At 52.2% G+C, this 19937-nt stretch carries 23 protein-coding genes and 1 other annotated feature; of the genes, 20 read left to right on the top strand and 3 right to left on the bottom strand.

Going from position 1 to position 19937, the window contains the following annotated elements; genetic code table 11:
- Nucleotides 1-5 precede the first annotated feature (5 nt).
- Nucleotides 6-1679, top strand: coding sequence for a DNA repair protein RecN (gene recN, locus H9X81_RS07575; protein ID WP_204721027.1), 1674 nt, complete (start codon nt 6-8; stop codon nt 1677-1679).
- Between the two features lie 29 nt (nt 1680-1708).
- Nucleotides 1709-1940: a binding site (T-box leader), on the top strand.
- Between the two features lie 53 nt (nt 1941-1993).
- Nucleotides 1994-3220: a tyrosine--tRNA ligase gene (gene tyrS / locus H9X81_RS07570; protein ID WP_204721026.1), complete on the top strand. Its 1227-nt coding sequence runs from the start codon at nt 1994-1996 to the stop codon at nt 3218-3220.
- A gap of 193 nt (nt 3221-3413) precedes the next feature.
- Here the strand turns inward: tyrS and asd are convergent, their stop codons facing one another.
- Nucleotides 3414-4487, bottom strand: coding sequence for an aspartate-semialdehyde dehydrogenase (gene asd, locus H9X81_RS07565; RefSeq protein WP_177502274.1), 1074 nt, complete (start codon nt 4485-4487; stop codon nt 3414-3416).
- Nucleotides 4488-4741: 254 nt separating this feature from the next.
- Between asd and queA the strand changes: the two genes are divergently transcribed.
- From queA to H9X81_RS07530, 7 genes are all read left to right on the top strand, one after another.
- Nucleotides 4742-5788 carry a tRNA preQ1(34) S-adenosylmethionine ribosyltransferase-isomerase QueA gene (gene queA / locus H9X81_RS07560; RefSeq protein WP_204721023.1) on the top strand — a complete coding sequence of 349 codons (1047 nt, stop codon included), beginning with the start codon at nt 4742-4744 and terminating at the stop codon, nt 5786-5788.
- Between the two features lie 2 nt (nt 5789-5790).
- On the top strand, nt 5791-6921 hold the full coding sequence (tgt, locus tag H9X81_RS07555) for a tRNA guanosine(34) transglycosylase Tgt (protein ID WP_177502276.1): 1131 nt from the start codon (nt 5791-5793) through the stop codon (nt 6919-6921).
- Nucleotides 6922-7028: 107 nt separating this feature from the next.
- Nucleotides 7029-7346, top strand: coding sequence for a preprotein translocase subunit YajC (gene yajC / locus H9X81_RS07550; RefSeq protein ID WP_224762443.1), 318 nt, complete (start codon nt 7029-7031; stop codon nt 7344-7346).
- A gap of 88 nt (nt 7347-7434) precedes the next feature.
- Entirely contained in the window at nt 7435-7842 is a 408-nt protein-coding gene (locus tag H9X81_RS07545) for a TIGR04086 family membrane protein (RefSeq protein WP_204721021.1), read from the top strand.
- Between the two features lie 75 nt (nt 7843-7917).
- Nucleotides 7918-8064, top strand: coding sequence for a six-cysteine ranthipeptide SCIFF (gene scfA / locus H9X81_RS07540; RefSeq protein WP_177502278.1), 147 nt, complete (start codon nt 7918-7920; stop codon nt 8062-8064).
- Between the two features lie 88 nt (nt 8065-8152).
- Nucleotides 8153-9529: a thioether cross-link-forming SCIFF peptide maturase gene (scfB, locus tag H9X81_RS07535; protein WP_204721019.1), complete on the top strand. Its 1377-nt coding sequence runs from the start codon at nt 8153-8155 to the stop codon at nt 9527-9529.
- A gap of 130 nt (nt 9530-9659) precedes the next feature.
- Nucleotides 9660-10310 carry a hypothetical protein gene (locus H9X81_RS07530; RefSeq protein WP_204721017.1) on the top strand — a complete coding sequence of 217 codons (651 nt, stop codon included), beginning with the start codon at nt 9660-9662 and terminating at the stop codon, nt 10308-10310.
- A gap of 1 nt (nt 10311) precedes the next feature.
- Here H9X81_RS07530 and H9X81_RS07525 read toward each other — a convergent pair whose 3' ends face one another.
- A complete protein-coding gene (locus tag H9X81_RS07525) occupies nt 10312-11325 on the bottom strand; it encodes a tyrosine recombinase XerC (protein WP_345941534.1) in 1014 nt (337 codons plus the stop codon).
- Nucleotides 11326-12138: 813 nt separating this feature from the next.
- Nucleotides 12139-13140: a tyrosine recombinase XerC gene (locus tag H9X81_RS07520; protein ID WP_204721013.1), complete on the bottom strand. Its 1002-nt coding sequence runs from the start codon at nt 13138-13140 to the stop codon at nt 12139-12141.
- Between the two features lie 38 nt (nt 13141-13178).
- Between H9X81_RS07520 and H9X81_RS07515 the strand changes: the two genes are divergently transcribed.
- The 11 genes from H9X81_RS07515 (at nt 13179) to H9X81_RS07465 (ending at nt 19624) form a co-directional block, all read left to right on the top strand.
- A complete protein-coding gene (locus tag H9X81_RS07515; RefSeq protein ID WP_204721011.1) occupies nt 13179-13325 on the top strand; it encodes a hypothetical protein in 147 nt (48 codons plus the stop codon).
- Nucleotides 13326-13498: 173 nt separating this feature from the next.
- Complete coding sequence (locus tag H9X81_RS07510; protein ID WP_204721009.1) at nt 13499-14611, top strand: hypothetical protein; 1113 nt, start codon at nt 13499-13501, stop codon at nt 14609-14611.
- A gap of 18 nt (nt 14612-14629) precedes the next feature.
- Complete coding sequence (locus tag H9X81_RS07505) at nt 14630-14923, top strand: hypothetical protein (protein ID WP_204721007.1); 294 nt, start codon at nt 14630-14632, stop codon at nt 14921-14923.
- A gap of 67 nt (nt 14924-14990) precedes the next feature.
- Nucleotides 14991-15386, top strand: coding sequence for a class D sortase (locus H9X81_RS07500; RefSeq protein ID WP_204721005.1), 396 nt, complete (start codon nt 14991-14993; stop codon nt 15384-15386).
- Nucleotides 15387-15540: 154 nt separating this feature from the next.
- Complete coding sequence (locus tag H9X81_RS07495; RefSeq protein ID WP_204721003.1) at nt 15541-15747, top strand: hypothetical protein; 207 nt, start codon at nt 15541-15543, stop codon at nt 15745-15747.
- The gene (locus tag H9X81_RS11875) at nt 15748-16815 is read left to right on the top strand and encodes a DUF6017 domain-containing protein (protein ID WP_243424076.1); all 1068 of its coding nucleotides are present in this window, start codon (nt 15748-15750) and stop codon (nt 16813-16815) included.
- Nucleotides 16816-16895: 80 nt separating this feature from the next.
- Nucleotides 16896-17687 carry a ParA family protein gene (locus H9X81_RS07485; RefSeq protein ID WP_204721001.1) on the top strand — a complete coding sequence of 264 codons (792 nt, stop codon included), beginning with the start codon at nt 16896-16898 and terminating at the stop codon, nt 17685-17687.
- A 24-nt stretch (nt 17688-17711) separates the two neighbouring features.
- Nucleotides 17712-18647 (top strand): ParB/RepB/Spo0J family partition protein, encoded by a 936-nt coding sequence (locus H9X81_RS07480; RefSeq protein ID WP_430673034.1) that lies wholly within the window; start codon nt 17712-17714, stop codon nt 18645-18647.
- 90 nt (nt 18648-18737) lie between these two features.
- Nucleotides 18738-19013 (top strand): type II toxin-antitoxin system RelB/DinJ family antitoxin, encoded by a 276-nt coding sequence (locus H9X81_RS07475; RefSeq protein ID WP_204720996.1) that lies wholly within the window; start codon nt 18738-18740, stop codon nt 19011-19013.
- Nucleotides 19010-19300 (top strand): type II toxin-antitoxin system YafQ family toxin, encoded by a 291-nt coding sequence (locus H9X81_RS07470; protein ID WP_204720994.1) that lies wholly within the window; start codon nt 19010-19012, stop codon nt 19298-19300. The genes H9X81_RS07475 and H9X81_RS07470 overlap by 4 nt, the downstream gene beginning before the upstream one ends.
- Nucleotides 19301-19366: 66 nt before the next feature.
- The gene (locus H9X81_RS07465) at nt 19367-19624 is read left to right on the top strand and encodes a hypothetical protein (RefSeq protein WP_204720992.1); all 258 of its coding nucleotides are present in this window, start codon (nt 19367-19369) and stop codon (nt 19622-19624) included.
- Nucleotides 19625-19937 lie beyond the last annotated feature (313 nt).

The raw sequence follows: 19937 nt of genomic DNA, 5'->3' as shown, positions 1-19937 counted from the left end.
TCCGAATGCTTTCCCAGCTTTACATCAAGAATATTGCAGTTATCAAGGAAGCGGATATCAACTTTGCCCAGGGGTTCAATGTCTTTACCGGCGAGACCGGCGCAGGCAAAACCATTCTGATCAATGCCATCAACGCGGTGCTGGGAGAGCGTACCTCCCGGGATATTATCCGGACCGGGGAAAATTCGGCTTCGATCACAGCTGTCTTTGACGATGTCCCGCCCAGGGTTCTGAGTACACTGGCAGATCTGGGATATGAGATCGAATCGGGCGACAGTCTGCTCATCATGCGCACCCTCCACCAGGACGGCAAGACCCAGTGCAAGATCAACGGACAGCCTGCTACGGTATCCATGCTCAAAAACATCTCCGGCATGCTCATCAATGTCCATGGACAGCACGACAGCCAGCAGCTGCTTTCGGCAGAAAAGCATCTGGGCTACATTGATCTGTACGGCGGTCTGGGACAGGCTCTGAGCGAGTACCAGACTGAGTTTACCCGGCTCCGGGAGATCAATGACCGGATCGGGGCACTCTCAGCCGATGAGGCGGAAAAGGCGCACAAAACCGACCTGCTCACCTATCAGATCAATGAGATCACCGAAGCAGCCCTGACCTCCGGGGAGGAGGAGGAGCTGCTGTCCCAACGCCGGATTCTGCGCAATTCCGAGCGGATCACCCAGGCTCTGGCAGCGGCTCTGGCTCTGCTGAGCGGCGATGAAAACGGCGAAATCCCCGGCATTGTGGAGCAGATGGAAGAACTGGCTGCCCAGCTGGAGGAAGCCGGACGGTACATGGAGGACTTTGCGCCCACAGCTACTGCGGTGAGCGGTTATAAATATGAGCTGGAGGACTGTGCTTCCAGCGTACAGGACGCCCTGGACAATATGGATTATGATCCTGCCCGGGCGGAGTATATCGAAAACCGTCTGGATACCATCAATATGCTCAAGCGCAAGTATGGTGCGGATATTCCTGCGATCCTGGCCTTCCTGGAAAAGGCCAAGGCCGAGCTGGACGACATCACCTTCTCAGAGGAGAAGCTGGCCCAGCTGGAGCAGGAGCGCAGCCGGCAGTTTGCCCGGTGCTATGACCTGGCACGGCAGCTCTCCGCAGACCGGAAAAAGGCCGCGGAGGAGTTTACAGCCAAGATTCAGGAGGAGCTGCAGTTCCTGGATATGTCGGCAGTACGGTTCCTTCCGGTGTTCCGGGAAAAGGCGCTGTCCTCCCTGGGAATGGACGACTTTGAGCTGCAGGTCAGCACCAATGTGGGCGAAGAGCCCAAGCCGCTGGCAAAGATCGCTTCCGGCGGTGAGCTGTCCCGGATCATGCTGGCGATGAAGAATGTGCTGTCCGACCGGGACAATGTGGACACCATGATTTTTGATGAGATCGACACCGGTGTCAGCGGACGGGCTGCCCAGAAGATCGGACGGAAGCTCCATGAGGTATCCGCCGGACGGCAGGTGATCTGCGTGACCCACCTGGCCCAGGTGGCAGCCTATGCCGACCACCATCTGCTCATCAGCAAGAAGGTGCGGGACGGCAAGACCTTCACCAGTGTGGAATCGCTGAGCGAGGAGGAGCGCACCCAGGAGCTGGCCCGGATCATGGGCGGCGATGTGATCACACCGGCAACCCTCAGCGCCGCTGCGGAGCTGCTGGAAAAATCCCGTTGACAATCCCGATGGGATATACTATAATGCAACTAATAGCTGTGACGGGAACAGGTAACCGGCAGGACTGGACTGCAGAGAGCCTTTGGTTGGTGGAAAAAGGCGGAGGTCGGCTGGCGAGTACATCCCTGAGCTGCAGTCTGAACCAAGAGTAGGATGAGCCGCGTTGGCTGCGTTAACAGCCCTGGACACAGAAACTGTGTCCGCTGAGGCTGCATAATGCAGCGAACAGAGGTGGTACCGCGCTATTGATGCGCCCTCTATCCGTATGATGCGGATAGAGGGCGCTTTTTGTATGGAAAAAGGAGGATAAACAAATGGGAATTTATGAAGAACTGCAGGCCCGCGGCCTGATCGCACAGGTGACTGATGAGCCCGAAATCCGGGAACTGATCAACAACGGCGGCGCCCGGTTCTATATCGGCTTTGACCCCACAGCGGATTCGCTGCATGTGGGACATTTCATGGCGCTCTGCCTGATGAAGCGTCTGCAGCTGGCAGGCAACCGTCCCATCGTGCTGATCGGCGGTGGTACCGGCATGGTAGGTGACCCCTCCGGCCGTACCGATATGCGCACCATGATGACCCCCGAAACCATCCAGCACAACTGCGACTGCTTCAAGAAGCAGATGGAGCGGTTCATTGAGTTCGGCGAGGACAAGGCTGTTATGGTCAACAATGCCGACTGGCTCATGGATCTCAACTATGTACAGCTGCTCCGGGAAGTAGGCGTACACTTCTCGGTAAACAATATGCTCCGGGCCGAGTGCTACAAGCAGAGAATGGAAAAGGGCCTGAGCTTCCTGGAGTTCAACTACATGATCATGCAGGCCTATGACTTCCTGCACCTGCACACCACCCTGGGCTGCAATATGCAGTTCGGCGGCAACGACCAGTGGAGCAACATGCTGGCAGGTACCGAGCTGATTCGCAAAAAGACCGGTGATGACGCCTACGCCATGACCATCACTCTGCTGCTCAACAGCGAGGGCAAGAAGATGGGCAAGACTGCCAGCGGCGCAGTGTGGCTTGATCCCAACAAGACCACTCCGTTTGAGTTCTTCCAGTACTGGCGCAACATTGACGACCAGGATGTCATGAAGTGCATCCGGCTGCTCACCTTCCGTTCGCTGGAGGAAATCGAAGAGATCGAGCATTGGGACCCCAGCCGCATCAACGAAAAGAAGGAACTGCTGGCCTACGAACTCACTGAGATGGTTCACGGCAAGGAAGAGGCCGACAAGGCTCTGGAAGCTGCCAAGGCTCTCTTTACCCCCGGTGCTGACAGCACCAATGTACCGTCCTTTGCTCTGGAAGCTGCTCAGTTCAGTGCAGAGGGTACCATTCCGGTGATCGATGTCCTCACTCTGGCAGGACTCTGCCCCTCCAAGTCGGAAGCCCGCCGTGCAATCCAGCAGGGCGGCGTGACCGTTGGTGAGGAGAAGGTGACTGACCTGGCTGCTGTCCTGACCCAGGAAGAGGTCAAGAATGGCGTGATGGTCCGCCGCGGTAAGAAGACCTTCAAGAAGATCACCCTGGCATAACCAGAAATCCCAGGGGAACAGCTCTGCCGTATACCGGCTGCCCAGAAAACGGGCGGCGCTTCTGAAAGCTCCTCAGACAGGGAACAGACCATCCGGATGGTCTGTTCCGATTTCCGCACAGAAAAACCCTCCTGTCCGATTTTGATTCGGGCAGGAGGGTTTCTTTATTGTATCAGAAAGGGAAGGACCGTTCTTACAGGTAGCCGTTTTCAGCCAGGAGCTCTGCCATCAGCACCGCACCGCCGGCAGCGCCGCGGATGGTATTGTGGGACAGGCAGACAAACTTGTAGTCATACTGGCTGTCTTCCCGGAGGCGTCCGATGGATACGCCCATGCCATGTTCCTGATCCCGGTTGAGCCGGGTCTGGGGCATGTTGTCCTCCTCAAAGTAGGTCAGGAACTGCTTGGGAGCAGAGGGCAGGTTCAGACGCTGGGGCTCTCCGGCAAACTCCTTCCAGCGGCGGAGAATCTCCTCCTTGGAAGGCTTGTGGTCAAAGCGTACAAAGACAGCTGCCAGATGTCCATCGGTAACCGGGACACGGATGCACTGGGTTGTGATGGACGGGGAAGAAGCCAGCTTGATCTCATCGCCCTCCACAGTACCCCAGATCTTCATGGGTTCCTTTTCGCTCTTCTCCTCCTCGCCGCTGATGAAGGGGATCACATTGTCCACCATTTCGGGCCAGGTTTCAAAGGTCTTGCCGGCGCCGGAGATCGCCTGGTAGGTACAGGCCAGTACTTCACGGACGCCGAAGTCCCGCAGGGGTTCCAGGGCGGGGACATAGCTCTGAAGCGAGCAGTTGGATTTGACTGCGATAAAGCCACGCTTGGTTCCCAGACGGCGGCGCTGCGCATCAATAATCTTCATGTGATCGGCGTTGATCTCCGGGATAATCATGGGGACATCGGGGGTGAAGCGATGGGCAGAGTTATTGGAGATCACCGGGCATTCGGCCTTGGCATAGCGTTCCTCCAGGGCACGGATCTCGTCCTTCTTCATATCCACGGCACAGAACACAAAGTCCAGGCCGTCTGCCATCTTCTCCACATCGGAGGCGTCATACATCACCAGATCTGCCATGGAAGCCGGAACTGGAGTGGGCATAGCCCAGCGGCTGCCCAGAGCCTCCCGGTAGGTTTTGCCGGCGGAGCGGGGAGAGGCTGCCAGCTTGACAACCTCAAACCACGGATGGTGCTCCAGCAGTGAAACGAACCGCTGTCCGACCATGCCAGTTGCTCCTACTACGCCTACCTTATATTTTTTCATAGAAATCAGTCCTTTCAGCCGAATCAGGCAAGATTTTATTGAAAAGAGGCCCCGGTTGTTCTATAATGAAATAGATTGGGTTCATTCTTTTTCCAGATTGTGTCCTCGAATGGGAAACAATTGTATTTGAATGATATAGTATCACCCGTTTCCCGAAAAGTCAATGCTTTTTTGGAGCATTCTTATTTCGCCAAACAAAAAACTATATTCTGTATCTGTGTGATATACATACTTTTTCTAAGGAGTCCTGCAACATGAAAAAATCTGATTTCTGGTTCGATCTGCCGGAAGAACTGATCGCCCAGACCCCCATTGAGCCCCGGGATGCGTCCCGTGTCATGCTTCTGGATAAGGAGACCGGCGCCACTGGTGAATGCATATTCCATGACATCATCGACCGGCTCAATCCCGGCGATCTGCTGGTGCTCAACAATTCCCGTGTTCTGCCGGCACGTCTGTATGGCTACCGGGAGGGAACCGGCGGTCACATGGAATTCCTGCTGCTCAAGCAGGTACAGAAGGATGTGTGGGAAGTCATGGTCCGTCCCGGCAAGAAGGCACGGGAAGGCCTGGTCTTTGAGTTCGGCGATGGACGCCTGAAGGCAGAGGTGCTCTCCACCACCGAGGGCGGCAACCGTCTGGTGCGGTTCCACTACGATGGGGAGTTCTATTCGCTGCTGGAGGAGATCGGCAACATGCCGCTGCCGCACTACATCACAGCGGAGCTCAAGGACAAGGAGCGTTACCAGACTGTATATTCCAAGGATCTGGGTTCTGCGGCGGCTCCCACAGCGGGTCTGCACTTCACCAAGGAGCTGCTGGAACGCATTGAGCAGAAGGGTGTGGGCATTGCCTATGTGACCTTGCATGTGGGCCTCGGCACCTTCCGTCCGGTCAAGACGGAGGAGATCACCGACCACCAGATGCATTCCGAGCACTACTACATCACCCCGGAAACTGCTGAAAAGATCAACCGCACCAAGGAACAGGGCGGACGGGTCATTGCGGTGGGAACCACCAGCTGCCGGACTCTGGAATCCGCTGCGGATGAGAACGGACGCATCCATGAGTGCAGCAATGATACCAGCATCTTCATCTATCCCGGATACAAGTTCAAGGTGCTGGATGGCCTGATCACCAACTTCCATCTGCCCGAAAGCACCCTGATCATGCTGGTGAGCGCACTGGCAGGTTATGAGCATACCATGGCAGCCTACAAGGAGGCTGTGGAGAAGAAATTCCGCTTTTACAGCTTCGGCGATGCAATGTTCATTGCAGATCAGCCGGATCTCAGGAGGTAAGAATGTATAAACTGATCAAGAAACAGGGAAATGCCCGGCGCGGCGAATTCCAGACGGTTCACGGCACCGTCCAGACCCCGGCCTTTATGAATGTCGGCACATCGGCAGCCATCAAGGGCGGCATCTCGTCCTATGACCTCAAAGATCTCAAATGTCAGGTGGAGCTCTGCAACACCTATCATCTGCACCTGCGTCCCGGCGATGATGTGATCCGGGACCTGGGCGGCCTGCACAAGTTCATGGGCTGGGACCGTCCCATCCTCACCGACAGCGGCGGATTCCAGGTATTCTCCCTGTCCTCGCTGCGCAAGATTGAGGAGGAAGGTGTCTACTTCCAGTCACATATCGATGGACGGCGCATCTTCATGGGGCCGGAGGAGAGCATGCGCATCCAGTCCAATCTGGCTTCCACCATTGCCATGGCCTTTGATGAGTGCATCGAGAACCCCTCCACCCGGGAATACACCGCCCGCTCCATTGCCCGGACTGTCCGCTGGCTGGAGCGCTGCAAGAAGGAGATGCAGCGTCTGAATTCGCTGCCGGAGACCATCAACAAGAACCAGCTGCTGTTCGGCATCAATCAGGGATCGACCTTTGAGGATCTGCGCATCGAGCACATGAAGCAGATTGCCGACCTGGATCTGGACGGCTATGCCATTGGCGGTCTCGCGGTAGGTGAAACCGCTGAGGAGATGTACCATATCATCGAAGCAGTGGAGCCCTATATGCCTGTGGACAAGATCCGCTATCTCATGGGCGTAGGCACTCCGGTCAATATTCTGGAAGCAGTCGCCAGAGGCGTGGATCTCTTTGACTGTGTTATGCCCAGCCGGAATGCCCGCCATGGTCATATCTTCACCTGGGATGGCGTCATCAACCTGATCAATGCCAAGTATCAGCGGGATGACCGTCCCATTGATGAGCACTGTGACTGTCCGGTCTGCCGGCAGCATTCCCGTGCCTATATCCGTCATCTGCTCAAGGCAGGGGAGATGCTGGGCATGCGTCTGGCTGTCATGCACAACCTCTACTTCTACAATACCCTGATGGAACGCATCCGGGAGGCACTGGACAACGATACCTTTGATGAATTTTATCAGAAATATGTCCCGATCCTGGGCCGCCGCATCTGACAGCCCAGAGAATTGGCGTAAAATCGGGGATTTTTTCAGTTCTCCCTTGCAAGCAGCCGTTTTTTTCTGTATAATATTTCTTGTATATTTTTTGGAGGTGCAAATCTATGTTTTCCAATCTGATGCTCACTGCTGACAGCTCGAGCTATACTTATCTGTTCGGTCAGCTCGGCGTTATGATCGTAATGATCGCTGTACTCTGGTTCTTCCTGATCCGTCCCCAGAACAAGCGGGAAAAGGAAGTTTCCAAGATGCGTGAGGCTCTGGAAGTAGGCGATGAGGTTATTACCCGCGGCGGCATTATCGGCCGTGTTGTAAACCTCAAGGACGACTATGTAATGATCGAAACCGGCAGCGACCGTACCAAGATGCGGATCGCCCGTTGGGCCATCGACATCAACACCACCGCTGAGAAGGAAAAGTAAGAGAATTTCTCAAAAGGTGTACTGATATGCATTTCGGTGTAATATCTTTATAGCGGAAACCGATATCGTATCAGGAGGTCGTCGCTTTATGATGTCTGAAAAACACCCTACCGGAAAACATCTGCCTCATCCTGTCAAGCCTGTGCTGCTCTGTTCTTTGATCGGCGCGGCGGTCGTAGCGCTTCTGCTGGCTGGATTTTCCTTCCTGCTGACCCTGCAGGATCTTCCGCATTCCGCAGTGGAACCACTGGCTTTGCTGGCTGGTGGTGCCGGTTGTCTGCTGGCTGGATTTCTCTGTGCCAAGCTCCATGGACGCAGCGGTCTGCTCACCGGCGCCGCCTGCGGAGTGATGGTATTCGGGATCATCTTCCTGACCGGATGCTTGACAATGGGCGGGGCACTGGGACCCTCAGTCTGGCTGAAGGGATTGATTTTCCTGTTCTGCGGCGCCATTGGCGGTGTTTTGGGGGTGAACACAGCCCTTCCGGTGAAATAGCTATTTACACAGGAATGGGTTTTGTGGTATAATTTAGCTACACTGAAACCTATGAACGAAAAGAGGATATAAACTATGACACATGTTAAGACTCTGAACAAGGCTAATCTCAAGGAAAGCTGCGCCAAGGGCGGCTGCGGCGAGTGCCAGGCTTCCTGCCAGTCTGCTTGCAAGACTTCCTGCACCGTTGCTAACCAGAAGTGCGAGAACCCCAACCGCTAAACGGTTGATCTAAACTGAACGCAGTTACAGTTAAGGGACAGTTTCTGTCCCTTAACTTTTGTCCCCGAAAAAATATAAGGAGATCAAAATGATACATAAGTATTTTCAGAACGGCTATTATATCGTACTGGATGTAAACAGCGGTGCTGTGCATGTAGTGGATGAACTGTTCTATAATATGCTGGACCATGTTTCGGAAGATCTGGCTGAGGAGTGCCCGGAAGAGATTGTCCGTGCCTTCTCGGACCGCTGGTCGGAAGAGGAGATCCGTTCTACCTATGCTGAGATGGTTTCCCTCAAGAAGGAGGGTCAGCTGTTCAGTGCGGATGATTATGCCCAGTTCGCAGATATGATGGTTTCTTCGCCCATCAAGGCACTCTGCCTGAATATCGCCCATGACTGCAACCTGCGCTGCGAATACTGCTTCGCCGGCAAGGGTGACTACTGCCAGGGCCGTATGCTCATGACTGAGGAAGTGGGCAAGGCAGCCATCGATTACCTGCTGCACTATTCCCAGGGCCGTCACAACCTGGAAGTGGACTTCTTCGGCGGTGAGCCGACCATCAACTTTGACGTAGTCAAGAAGGTGGTAGAGTATGCCCGCTCCAAGGAGAAGGAATACGATAAGAAGTTCCGCTTTACCATCACTACCAACGGCCTGCTCCTCAATGATGATATGATCGATTTCATCAACAAGGAGATGTACAATGTAGTCTGCTCCACCGATGGACGCAAGGAGGTCAATGACCGCGTGCGCGCCCGTGTGGACGGCAGCGGCTGCTATGATGCCATTATCCCGCACTTCCAGGAGCTGGTCCGGAAGCGTGAGAATTCGGAATATCCCGAAAACTGGCAGTATTATGTCCGCGGCACCTTCACCAAGTACAATAAGGACTTCGGCGAAGATGTCCTGCACATGAACTCCCTGGGCTTTGATCAGATTTCCATCGAGCCGGTTGTAGCTGATCCCAAGCAGCCCTATGCGCTGACCTATGAGGATCTGCCTGAGGTATTCGAGGAATATGACCGCCTGTCCAAGATCATGATCGAAAAGCAGAAGTCCGGCAAGGGCTTTAACTTCTATCACTTCATGATCGATCTGGATCAGGGTCCCTGCGCCATCAAGCGCCTGAGAGGCTGCGGCTGCGGCAATGAATATGTCGCCATCACTCCCGATGGTGATGTATATCCCTGCCATCAGTTCGTTGGTCATGAGGAGTGGAAGATGGGCAATGTATTCGATCTCTCCATCAACAAGGAGATGAAGGATAACTTCGCCCGGGCCACTGTATATCACAAGCCCAAGTGCCAGGACTGCTGGGCCAAGTTCTACTGCAGCGGCGGCTGCAACGCCAACAACTGGCAGTATATGGGCAATGTGCTGGATTCCTTCGATCTCGCCTGCGAGATGGAGAAGAAGCGTCTGGAATGCGCCATTATGATCCAGGCTGCACTGGCAGAATAAAATCCCCCTATACAAACGAAAAGACCTGCGATTTATATCGCAGGTCTTTTTTGCTTATAGCCGGGGTACTAAATGAGCGCCCGTCCACATATATATCAGACAGAATCTGAAAGAAGGACGGGCTGTGAATATGTATACCAGTGTTGACCTGAGTGCTCTGCGTGGGAAAAAGCCTTTTACAGGAAGATCCGGAGGTCAGGCCCATCTGCCGGACCGCTGGACAATACTGCTGGGAATCAGCTATCTGCTCGGCATTCTCCTGGGCACCAAGGCCATGGAACTGGCCCCGGAAAATCTCCAGAGCGGAATGCTGACCATCTTTTCCGAACATCTGGCTGCCCGGACTTCCCAGACCTTGCAGCAGGCTGTCCTTTCAGCATTCTGGCAGGCGGCAGTCCCGCTGACCTTGCTGTTTCTGCTGGGATTCTGCGCTCTGGCACTGCCATTGTTCCCGGCGGTACTGCTGTTCGAGGGGATGGGATATGGTGTTTCGGTATCTGCCATGCTGGAATATACCACACAGAATGGCATTTCTGTTTTCATGGGAATGCTGTTCCTGGCGCCGTTTATCCTGTGCTGCGCTCTGATCTGGGTCCGCTTCGGAGCCGAAGCCATGAAACTGAGCCTCCAGTGCTGGAAAATCCTCTGTGCCGGAAATACCGGAGAACCGCTTGCCCTGAGTCAGTACTGTCGGAAATTCTTCTGTTCCCTTGGCGCCGCTGTTCTTTTGGCAGCAGCAAATGGTGTCTGGGTGCAGCTTCTTGCCTCCAGAATGGGATAGGCTATTCTTTGGAATCCTCCTGGGACTTGGGCGCCTTTACCTTTGCCAGCGGAGAGCTGTCAATGGCCCGTTCGATCTGCTGGCTGGAAACATGGGTATAGATCTCGGTGGTGGAGAGATTCTCGTGTCCAAGGATCTCCTTGAGCACCCGGACATCAGCGCCGCCATACTGATACATCAGTGTTGCGGCTGTATGGCGCAGTTTGTGAGGGGAGTAGCCTCGCCCGGATAAACCGGCAGCAGCCAGATATTTTTCGAGAATCTGTTCCACCCGGCGGGCAGAGATCCGGCTGCCCCGTTCTGAGAGAAACAGCGCCGGTTCATTGGTGCGATGCCGGTCCGAGAGAATCTTGGCCCGGACGGGCTCATATGCTTCCATTGCCTGAAGACAGGCTTCGTTGACATAGATTATGCGCTCCTTGTTGCCTTTTCCCAGCAGCCGGAGCGTTTTTTCTTTTTTCCGGAGATCAGAGAGATTGAGGCCCACCAGCTCTGAAACCCGCATTCCGCAGTTGATGAGGAAGGTGATCATACAGAAATCCCGGGGATTCTGGGCAGCAGCCACGGTCTGAAGCAGATCCAGCGACTCTTCCAGGCTGAGAAACTTGGGAAGGCTGTTCCGGATAGCCGGGAGATCCAGCTCCTTGGCAGGGCTCACTTCCAGCAGATCTGTCTTGGTGGTGATATACTTATAAAAGGAGCGGATGCTGGAAACCTTCCTGGCCCGGGTCACAGCGGAGTTATCCCGCTCTGTCAGGGTGAAGTTCAGATAGCCATAGATGTCCGACAGTGTCACACCGCAGATCACCGAGGAATCCAGGTCATCAATGGTAATCTCCGAGAGATCAAATTCCCGCAGTCCCAGCACCTTGACCGCCTTGATATAGCGCAGGAAGGTGCGCAGGTCGATAAAATAGCCGTCCACAGTCCGGGGAGAGCGCCCGCGGATGGTTTCCATATAGTAGAGAAAATCTTTCAGCAGGGGAGGGCAGGCCTCCGCATATTCCCGTTTCACTGCAAAACCTCCTGACTGCATTTGGAATCCGGTGACTGATAGTTACTGTACTTATTATAGTATAAAGCCATATCGAATTCAAGAAAACGGTCAGCAAGCAAAAAAGTTCCCTATTTGTTATAAAATTAACAAATAGGGAGTAAATTACCATTGGCGTCAGGTAAAGCTGTCGTCAGAGCCAGTGGCTGTACAGATCAGATCCCTCTAATCCATATAACCTAAGCCTGTATGCCTGGGTGCTGGATATAATCTGTTGTGAAACCTGTCTGACGCTTTGTTTACGACGCAGCCCTTCAGAAACTGCTTGGCAGCTGATTCCTGTGTACAGACCAGCATATTAAGTCCTAGCCAATCCAGACGAACAATCCGTGAGTCGTTGTCTGCTGCTGATAAAAGCCTGAGCCAGTGCGAAACTGAAACCAGACCGCTCAAGCAATCACAGCGCACAACATATTAACAGAGATTATCTCTATAATATATGTGTGACTGGCAATCAGATGCTGCAACATGAATACTGAAACTCAATATATGATCCGTACAGATTCAGACGCTTGTATGGTCATTTTCTCCTCGCCTTGATTTCGCTAAATTTTAATTTACGAAGTCTAACTATCATCTGTGTAGCAAATTGCCTTTACAGGCTTTTTGCTTGTATCAAAACGGTATTCCATGCTTATGGCCCTGTTAAGCAAGAGAGATTTTTCTTATCCATGGACCAGGGAAGAGAAAATGTAAAGATAACTGCTTGTCAGATGAATAGAGCTGCGATATGAAAAAAGCGGGGGTTATACCTCCGCTTTTTTTATGGGATATTTACTCTGCTCCCGAACTAAGTACAAAATCTGCCAAGGGAGAACTGTCTGCAGCATGCTTGACTTGATCGTCAGCAGCGTGGGTGTAGATTTCAGTTGTTGACAGATTTGAGTGTCCCAAAATTCGTTGGAGGATGAGAATATCGGTCCCTCCGTATTGGTACATCAGTGTGGCAGCCGTATGGCGCAGTTTATGGGGTGTGTATCCATGATTGTCCAGCCCGGCAACCGAGAGATACTTTTTCATAATTTGTTCGACCCGGCGCCCGGAAAGTCTGGTACAGCGCTCAGAAAGGAGAAATGCAGGCTCTGATGAAATGTTGTGATTTATCAGTAACTGATTGCGGATAGGAATATAGTCCTGAATAGCTTTTATGCAGGCGTGGTTCAGATAAATGATCCGCTCTTTGTTGCCTTTGCCCAGTAAGCGCAGGGTTCGCTCTTTCATGTTGAAGTCTGACATGTTGAGACCAATCAGCTCTGAAAGCCGCATGCCGCAGTTCAGCAAGAGGGTAAAGATGCAGAAATCCCGGGAATCTTGAGCGTCGTTGACGGCCTGTAAGAATGCTTTGGATTCATCGAGACTGAGGTATATTGGTAGGCTGCGCCGATGCATGGGAACATCAAGATCCAAAGTCGGGTTCTTTTGCAGCAGAGTTGTCTTAGTGCAGATGAATTTGTAGAAGGATCTCAGGCTACCGATCTTCCTGGCCCGGGTAACAGCAGAATTTCCTCTCACAGATGTGACATAGTTCAGAAAAGCATAAATGTCAGACAGCGATACATTGCAGATTGTGGCATTGTCCAGATTTTCAATGGACACTTTTTTGAGATCTAATTCCTGGAGATTTTCGACCTTAGTTGCCTTGATATACCTGAGAAACAGGCTGAGATCCAGATAATAGCCTGTCACTGTCTTTGGTGAGCAGCCACGGATTATCTCCATGTAATAGAGAAAGTCTCTCAGGAGTTGAGGACATTTTTGAGCTGTTTTGGGTTCCATAAAAAAATACCTCCCTTGATTCTTGTATGGTTTTAGCTATGGCACCTAAGATCACAGTTTCTGAGATGATCCACGATGCAGTTACAGCAAATATGTATTTGCTGCAGCTGCGCTTTTTTTCGGAAGAAAAGGAAAAAAATAAATATTATTGGAAAATTGCAGTAAAAGAGAAAGGAAAAATATAGTTTGTTTGCTTGAAAATCAGCGCTTTTTTTCAAATTTTACTTGAAAATTTGCATATTTCAACTGTGACGCAGAGAAAGGAATGATTTGATGAGAAAAGCTCATAAAGCCAAAAACCGAAGTCCTTGAAGGCGAGAGGAAGAATCAGCGATTTTGAAAAAAGGAGGCTTACAAAATGGAAAGTCGAAAGATTGCAGCTATTACCGCCGCCATTATTGTATCAACAACGGTGGGAACAGCAAGCGCATTGCCGCTGCTGCCGGCTCAACATACCCCCATTTCCTATGAAGTGGACCAGCTCGACAGCAGCTCTGAAATGACCGTTGAGGTTACGGACGGGGTGCTGGGCTACCAGTCTGACGCCAGCGATGAGGCAGGGGAGTCCCCGGGCGAAGCCCAGGAAGAGGAGAGCAGCCAGGCGGAAGCCACCAGGGAAACTATCCAGACCACGGCAAGCCGGACAGGGTACTATCCGTTCCAGATCCAGTACGAGGAACAGAACGGCGTTCCGATTATCATCAAGTCATTCAGAATCACAGCGGATGTAGATCCGTCTGTTTTGATCGAGTCGGATTGGAAACAGGATGGATACCGCTATTCACAGTCAGAGATTCTGATTGATGAACCGGAACAGGTCGTTGAGGAGAAGATGGTCGCAGAGCCGGTCACCTTTGAGACGGAGAAAAATGACGAGGAGTCGATCCGGGCTGCCATCAGTCCAATCCTCGACTACAACGAAGGAGGGTTCAGCGGTCAGCTTGCCCTGGATTATGACAGTATCATCACCAAGGAGACGGACACTGAAAGCTACTCGTACCCGATCCGTAAGACCATGGAGTTCCACAATCTTCCCAACAACGACTATGCCTACCTGGACAAGGACCTCGACGGCCTGAAGCTGGAGAGCGCAGAGTGGAAGCTGGAAACCGGTGTGCAGCGGGAGGAGGACATAATCCCTGGGACATATACAGCGATCGCAACTTACATCGGAACCGGATATGGCACCAAGGCGACCGGCTACACAAGCACCGTCTACTATACCGGAACAGTGAAGCGGCTGGTGGATGGTGATATTATTTGCTCCATCGTGTACCGTGGGGAGGGCACCTTCCCGTGGACCGGATTCTTTGCTGGTCTGGCGCTGCTTGCAATCGCCGGCGCCGTAGTGGCGATGATCCTGCGGGGCATCATCATCGTGCCCGCCCTGGGCAACTGGCTTGCAAAGCGCAAGGCCAAGGCCAAAGGTCAGACCGATGATAAGCCCCCTGTGGAGATCCCCTATGAATGAGAAAGGAGGCGGGCGAGAATGAACAGAGCCAAAAGAATTTTTTTGCCAATCTTGAGCGGCCTTCTTCTCATTATTTCGCTGTCAGGATGCGGCCCGGTCAAAGAACAGGATACCCTGTCCTCGAACCAGGATACATTGGAAGTCCTGGATGACAGCGCAACTCAGAATGACCTCAAAGACAAGGTAAATTTTGAAAATGCGGAGTATGCCACATCTGAAGATGGAGAAGTATTGATTCAAATCGCCCCAGAGGGGCCTGGAAGCCCCGAGAATGCCGGTATAGCATACAGGTCCGACCTGGGGACCCGATGAAGTGTGGAACGAAACAGAGGGCACTTTGGTTGGGTCTGACGGTTTTACGATGCCGGAGGCGGTAGCGATGGAAGATGGGAGTCTGGGCACGCTTCAGATCCCGTCGATCGGGCTGACTGTTCCTGTCTATGAGACTGAGGACAACGAACTTGAAGCAATGGTCCATGGGGTGGCGCACTTCAAAGAAACAAGCTGCTGGGATGGTAATGTCGGATTGGCAGGGCACAACCAGGGCGTAAACACCTTCTTCCAGGACCTCTACAAGCTGGAGATCGGGGACACAATCACCCTGACAACAGCTCTGGGTACCAGGACCTACGAAGTGAGTATGAGCAAGGAGATCGATGAAACGGATTGGAGCTACCTCGGGCGGACTGACGATAACAGGATCACCCTTATCACCTGTGTCAATCATGACCTGACGAAGCGCCTTTGTGTACAAGGGACAGAAGTCCAGGAATAAAAACGAAACAGATCACAGCAAAATCACAGCACATAGCCGGGCGACCACCCGGCTATTTTTTTGAGGAGAATGGAAGAGTATATGGGTTCGATTCCCATACCCCTCACCGTCATGCTGACATGAATTTTGCATGAAGCGGAAAGGAGAACCATTTATGAACCAGAATGCAAAAAGGCCAAGGACCGTCAAAATTCCGACCCTGGTAATTTGGGAGGATGGAGATCTTACCCAGGTCAATCCGAATCAGCTGATATATCCCGTGCTTGCCGAGTCTGAGAACTTCGTCAAGTTCAAAGATAACAACCGTTGCCTCACGCTGTACACGGGTGATTGGTGCGGATTGAAAAGGGGGCAGAAGTGAATGTCAATTTTCAGAGTTCAACGAACCCGGGATTACACGATCATGTCTAACCATCATTTGCGCAATCCAGCATTGTCGTTAAAATCCAAAGGACTGCTATCGATGATGCTGTCGCTGCCCGATGAATGGAACTATACAAACCGAGGCCTCGCAAAGATGTGCAAGGAAGGGGTGGATGCCATTGGCAGCGCTCTGCGGGAGCTGGAAGCTGCCGGCTACATCGTCCGGAACCAACTGCGCAATGAGAAAGGGCAGATCACAGATACCGAGTACATAATCTACGAGCAGCCACAGAGCAAGCCGAGTGATCCATGTCCGCCCTCCTCCAAGCCGCCCAAGTCAGGGGCAGCGGAACCGAAGAAGGGAAAGGCTGGAAAGCGGAAGGCCACCTCCAGCGCCGCCGCCGCAGTGCCCGAGCCGATCGGAGGCCTCCAATGCCCGAGCACTGAACCGGAAGCGAGTGATTCTTCTGAAGCATCTCCAAATACGGCTTCTCCATATACGACTTCACCATATACGGAAAATCCGGATATGGTTAAGCCATATACGGAAATGACCGCGCAATTAAATACTAATAGATCAAATACTAATAGATCAAATACTGATAGATCAAATACTGATAGATCAAATACTGATTCTATTCCTTTCCTTTCCTATCCTTCCTTTCACCCGGAAGAGAAGGGAAGGGAAACAGTGAAGTACACCAGAGCAGAAAGCTATCGGAAGCAGGTGCTGGAGAATATCGAGTACGAGCATCTGTGTAAGGCATTTCTGGATCGCAAAGATGAGCTGGATGAAATAGTTGAGCTGATAGTCGAAACTGTATGTGCCAAACGCAAGGTTATGCGGATAGCCAGCGGCGATTTCGATGCGGAGATTGTGCGTCAGCGTTTTCTGAATCTGAATAGCGATCATATTCGCTATGTAATGCAATGCCTGAAGAATAATACCACAGAGATACGGAACATGAAGCAATACCTGTTGACAGTGCTTTTCAACTCTGTTACCACCATGAGTAACCATACCGCCTCTCAGGTGAACCACGACATGGTTTCGCCTGATTTTTAGGCGGTGCTTTTTTATGCAATGCGATCAGTATGAAATTGCCGAAAGGCGTTTTATAAATTTCTCAGAAGGAAGGAACATTTATGCAGACCAGTAAAATAACTGCCATTGTCAACCAGAAGGGCGGCGTGGGCAAGACCACGACTACCGCAAACCTGGGTATCGCCCTCGCACGGGCGGGAAAGAAAGTCCTGCTGATCGACGCCGATCCGCAGGGAAGCCTCACCATCAGCCTGGGCTATCCCCAGCCGGACCAGCTGCCCTTTACACTGTCCGATGCGATGGGCCGCATCATGATGGACGAACCGCTGCGTCCTGGGGAAGGCATCCTGCATCATTCGGAAGGGGTGGATCTGCTCCCGGCGAACATCCAGCTGTCCGGTATGGAGGTCTCCCTGGTGAACGCCATGAGCCGTGAGACGGTCCTGAGACAGTACCTGGACACCGTCAAGGAACAGTACACCCATATCCTCATCGACTGCCAGCCTTCCCTGGGTATGTTGACTATCAATGCCCTGGCCGCCGCCGACACGATCATTATCCCGGTCCAGGCTGAGTACCTCCCCGCCAAGGGGCTTGAACAGCTTCTGCAGACGGTCAAAAGAGTGAGACGGCAGATCAATCCTGGCCTTCAGATCGAAGGAATCCTGCTTACCATGGTGGACAATCGCACCAATTTTGCCAAGGAGACTTCAGCTCTGCTGCGAGAGACTTATGGCAGCCAGATCAGAGTGTTCGACACTGAGATCCCCCATTCCGTCCGGGCCAAGGAAATCAGCGTCGAGGGTAAGAGCATTTTCGCTTATGATCCCGGCGGGAAGGTGGCTGAAGGTTATATCAATCTTACACGAGAGGTTTTGAGACTTGAGAAGTAGCCCGGTGATAGGAGGTCAACAAAATTGAACAGCATGAAAAGCAAAATGAAACTGAACACGATTGACGATCTGTTCGCTGTCAGCAACAGCGATCAGGGCGCCAATAGGGAGAAGATCCGAGAGATCCCTTTGTCCAGCCTTCACAGCTTCGCTCATCACCCGTTCCAGGTGCGGGACGATGTCGATATGCAGGAGCTGGTGGACAGCATCAGGGAGCAGGGTGTCCTGGTCCCGGTGATCGTCCGACCCATGCCTGCGGACCGGGGCGAGGGGTACGAGCTGATTGCCGGACATCGCCGCAAACACGCTTGTGAACTGCTCGGCCTGGGAACTATCCCGGCGATAGTTCAGGATCTCGATGATGACGCTGCCACCATAGTCATGGTGGACAGCAATCTCCAGCGAGAGGAGCTGCTGCCCAGTGAAAAAGCGTGGGCGTATCGCATGAAGATGGAAGCCATGAAACACCAGGGCGTCAGGACGGATTTAACTTCGTGTCAGTTTGACACGAAGTTAAGAGCGGATGAACAGGTAGCCAAGGGAACCGACAATAGTGCGAGAACCATCCAGCGTTTTATCCGTCTTACAGAACTGATCCCGGAGCTGCTTGATCGAGTGGACGAAAAGAAAATCCCCTTGAACTCAGCCTATAACCTGTCATTCATGAAGCCAGAGGACCAGAAGATGGTGGCAGAGATCCTCAAGACCACGGATTCTTCTGTGTCGCTGGCCCAGGCTGTGCAGCTTAGAGGGAGCAGCCAAGATGGATCCTTCAGCTTTGATATTGCCTACTCAGCCCTTTGCAGTAAGCCGGCGCCGCCAGTCCGAATCACTATCAAGGAGAAGAAGATCCGGCAGTACTTCCCGGAAAGCTATTCCCAGAAGCAGATGGAGGAAGTGATCTTCTCGCTGCTGGAAAAGTGGAAGGCACAGAATGACGAAAGCGGAGTGGAAGAGTAAAACCCTCTCTTTTGGGATATAATATCATACAATGTATTGCATTTTCCGTGCAAACAGCGTATAATATATGGCGAAAGGAGTGGTTATACTATGGCAGAAACTACAAATATCAGTATTCGCATGGATCCAGAGCTGAAAAAACAGGCTGATGCCTTGTTTAACGCTTTGGGAATGAATCTCTCTACTGCGTTCAATATTTTTGTCCGTCAGTCGCTTCGGGAGGGTGGGATTCCCTTCGAGATCAAGTTGGAGAATCCGAACAAGGAAACGATTGCTGCCATGATTGAAGCAGAGAGAATTGCGAAAGACCCTGCTGTAAAGGGATACAGCGATCTCGATGAATTGTTTAAGGATTTGAAGGCATGAAAGAACTCAAATATACTGTGAAATTTACCACACAGTTCAAGAAGGACTATAAGCGGGCAATAAAGCGTGGCCTTAAAATTGAGCTGTTGGAAAACACCATCGAGTTGCTGGCGGCAGGAGAATCTCTCGCCGAGAATCAAAAGGACCATGATTTGTCTGGTAATTGGATAGGGCACCGGGAATGTCACATTCAACCGGATTGGCTGCTGATCTACCGGATTGAAAACGATGTTCTGGTGCTGACCCTGACCCGCACAGGTACGCACAGCGATTTGTTTGGTAAATAAGCAAGGCAGAAAGCACTTCTTCGGAAGTGCTTTTTTATTATCATCAGATATGAAGGGAAAGTCATAATGAAAAGAATCGCCAAGATAGTTTTATGGGTGATATATAAGGCAATAGAAAAAGCATTTCTGCTACTCTTGATAGCTTCATTCATTGTTGTGCATGTGCGATTGGGAATGACAGTATTAGGGTATATCCCATTTGATCAAGCAAATGGTTTTATTCTCAGATTCTTTACATTGGTCGCTTTTGTAAGCAATCAGGCAAATTTTACCTTCCGAGTTTTTGCTGATGACTTGGCTGATGAAATTGAAAGGAGCCGGTGATCCATGACAGTTATCACAGCATCATGGGCCGACTCCAGGGTGTCAGGACAAAATCTTAACTTCGTGTCAATTTGACACGAAGTTGGCCCAGCAGTCGAGAGCGCCTCGGAGCCGGCAACAACGCCCCTGGGGAAGCAGAACACCGGGTCAGCTCCTGGGTGCCAGGACAAAATCTTAACTTCGGGCCAAATTGGCCCGAAGTTGGCCCAGCAGTCGAGGGCGCCCCAGGGCAGCCAGAGACGCCACCAGGGGAAAGCAAATCAGAGGGTCAGTTTCCGGGTGTCAGGACAAAATCTTAACTTCGTGTCAAATT

The sequence above is a fragment of the Hydrogenoanaerobacterium saccharovorans genome, from assembly GCF_016901815.1.
GTDB classification, from domain to species: domain Bacteria; phylum Bacillota; class Clostridia; order Oscillospirales; family Ruminococcaceae; genus Avimicrobium; species Avimicrobium caecorum.
The sequence above is the reverse complement of the archived record's forward strand: the minus strand, read 5'-3'. Positions and strand labels throughout refer to the sequence as shown.

Coding starts and splice junctions, on each gene's coding strand:
- recN (WP_204721027.1), top strand. CDS start 6: ATGCTTTCCCAGCTTTACATCAAGAATATTGCAGTTATCAAGGAAGCG.
- tyrS (WP_204721026.1), top strand. CDS start 1,994: ATGGGAATTTATGAAGAACTGCAGGCCCGCGGCCTGATCGCACAGGTG.
- asd (WP_177502274.1), bottom strand. CDS start 4,487: ATGAAAAAATATAAGGTAGGCGTAGTAGGAGCAACTGGCATGGTCGGA.
- queA (WP_204721023.1), top strand. CDS start 4,742: ATGAAAAAATCTGATTTCTGGTTCGATCTGCCGGAAGAACTGATCGCC.
- tgt (WP_177502276.1), top strand. CDS start 5,791: ATGTATAAACTGATCAAGAAACAGGGAAATGCCCGGCGCGGCGAATTC.
- yajC (WP_224762443.1), top strand. CDS start 7,029: ATGTTTTCCAATCTGATGCTCACTGCTGACAGCTCGAGCTATACTTAT.
- H9X81_RS07545 (WP_204721021.1), top strand. CDS start 7,435: ATGATGTCTGAAAAACACCCTACCGGAAAACATCTGCCTCATCCTGTC.
- scfA (WP_177502278.1), top strand. CDS start 7,918: ATGACACATGTTAAGACTCTGAACAAGGCTAATCTCAAGGAAAGCTGC.
- scfB (WP_204721019.1), top strand. CDS start 8,153: ATGATACATAAGTATTTTCAGAACGGCTATTATATCGTACTGGATGTA.
- H9X81_RS07530 (WP_204721017.1), top strand. CDS start 9,660: ATGTATACCAGTGTTGACCTGAGTGCTCTGCGTGGGAAAAAGCCTTTT.
- H9X81_RS07520 (WP_204721013.1), bottom strand. CDS start 13,140: ATGGAACCCAAAACAGCTCAAAAATGTCCTCAACTCCTGAGAGACTTT.
- H9X81_RS07515 (WP_204721011.1), top strand. CDS start 13,179: ATGGCACCTAAGATCACAGTTTCTGAGATGATCCACGATGCAGTTACA.
- H9X81_RS07510 (WP_204721009.1), top strand. CDS start 13,499: ATGGAAAGTCGAAAGATTGCAGCTATTACCGCCGCCATTATTGTATCA.
- H9X81_RS07505 (WP_204721007.1), top strand. CDS start 14,630: ATGAACAGAGCCAAAAGAATTTTTTTGCCAATCTTGAGCGGCCTTCTT.
- H9X81_RS07500 (WP_204721005.1), top strand. CDS start 14,991: ATGGAAGATGGGAGTCTGGGCACGCTTCAGATCCCGTCGATCGGGCTG.
- H9X81_RS07495 (WP_204721003.1), top strand. CDS start 15,541: ATGAACCAGAATGCAAAAAGGCCAAGGACCGTCAAAATTCCGACCCTG.
- H9X81_RS11875 (WP_243424076.1), top strand. CDS start 15,748: ATGTCAATTTTCAGAGTTCAACGAACCCGGGATTACACGATCATGTCT.
- H9X81_RS07485 (WP_204721001.1), top strand. CDS start 16,896: ATGCAGACCAGTAAAATAACTGCCATTGTCAACCAGAAGGGCGGCGTG.
- H9X81_RS07475 (WP_204720996.1), top strand. CDS start 18,738: ATGGCAGAAACTACAAATATCAGTATTCGCATGGATCCAGAGCTGAAA.
- H9X81_RS07470 (WP_204720994.1), top strand. CDS start 19,010: ATGAAAGAACTCAAATATACTGTGAAATTTACCACACAGTTCAAGAAG.
- H9X81_RS07465 (WP_204720992.1), top strand. CDS start 19,367: ATGAAAAGAATCGCCAAGATAGTTTTATGGGTGATATATAAGGCAATA.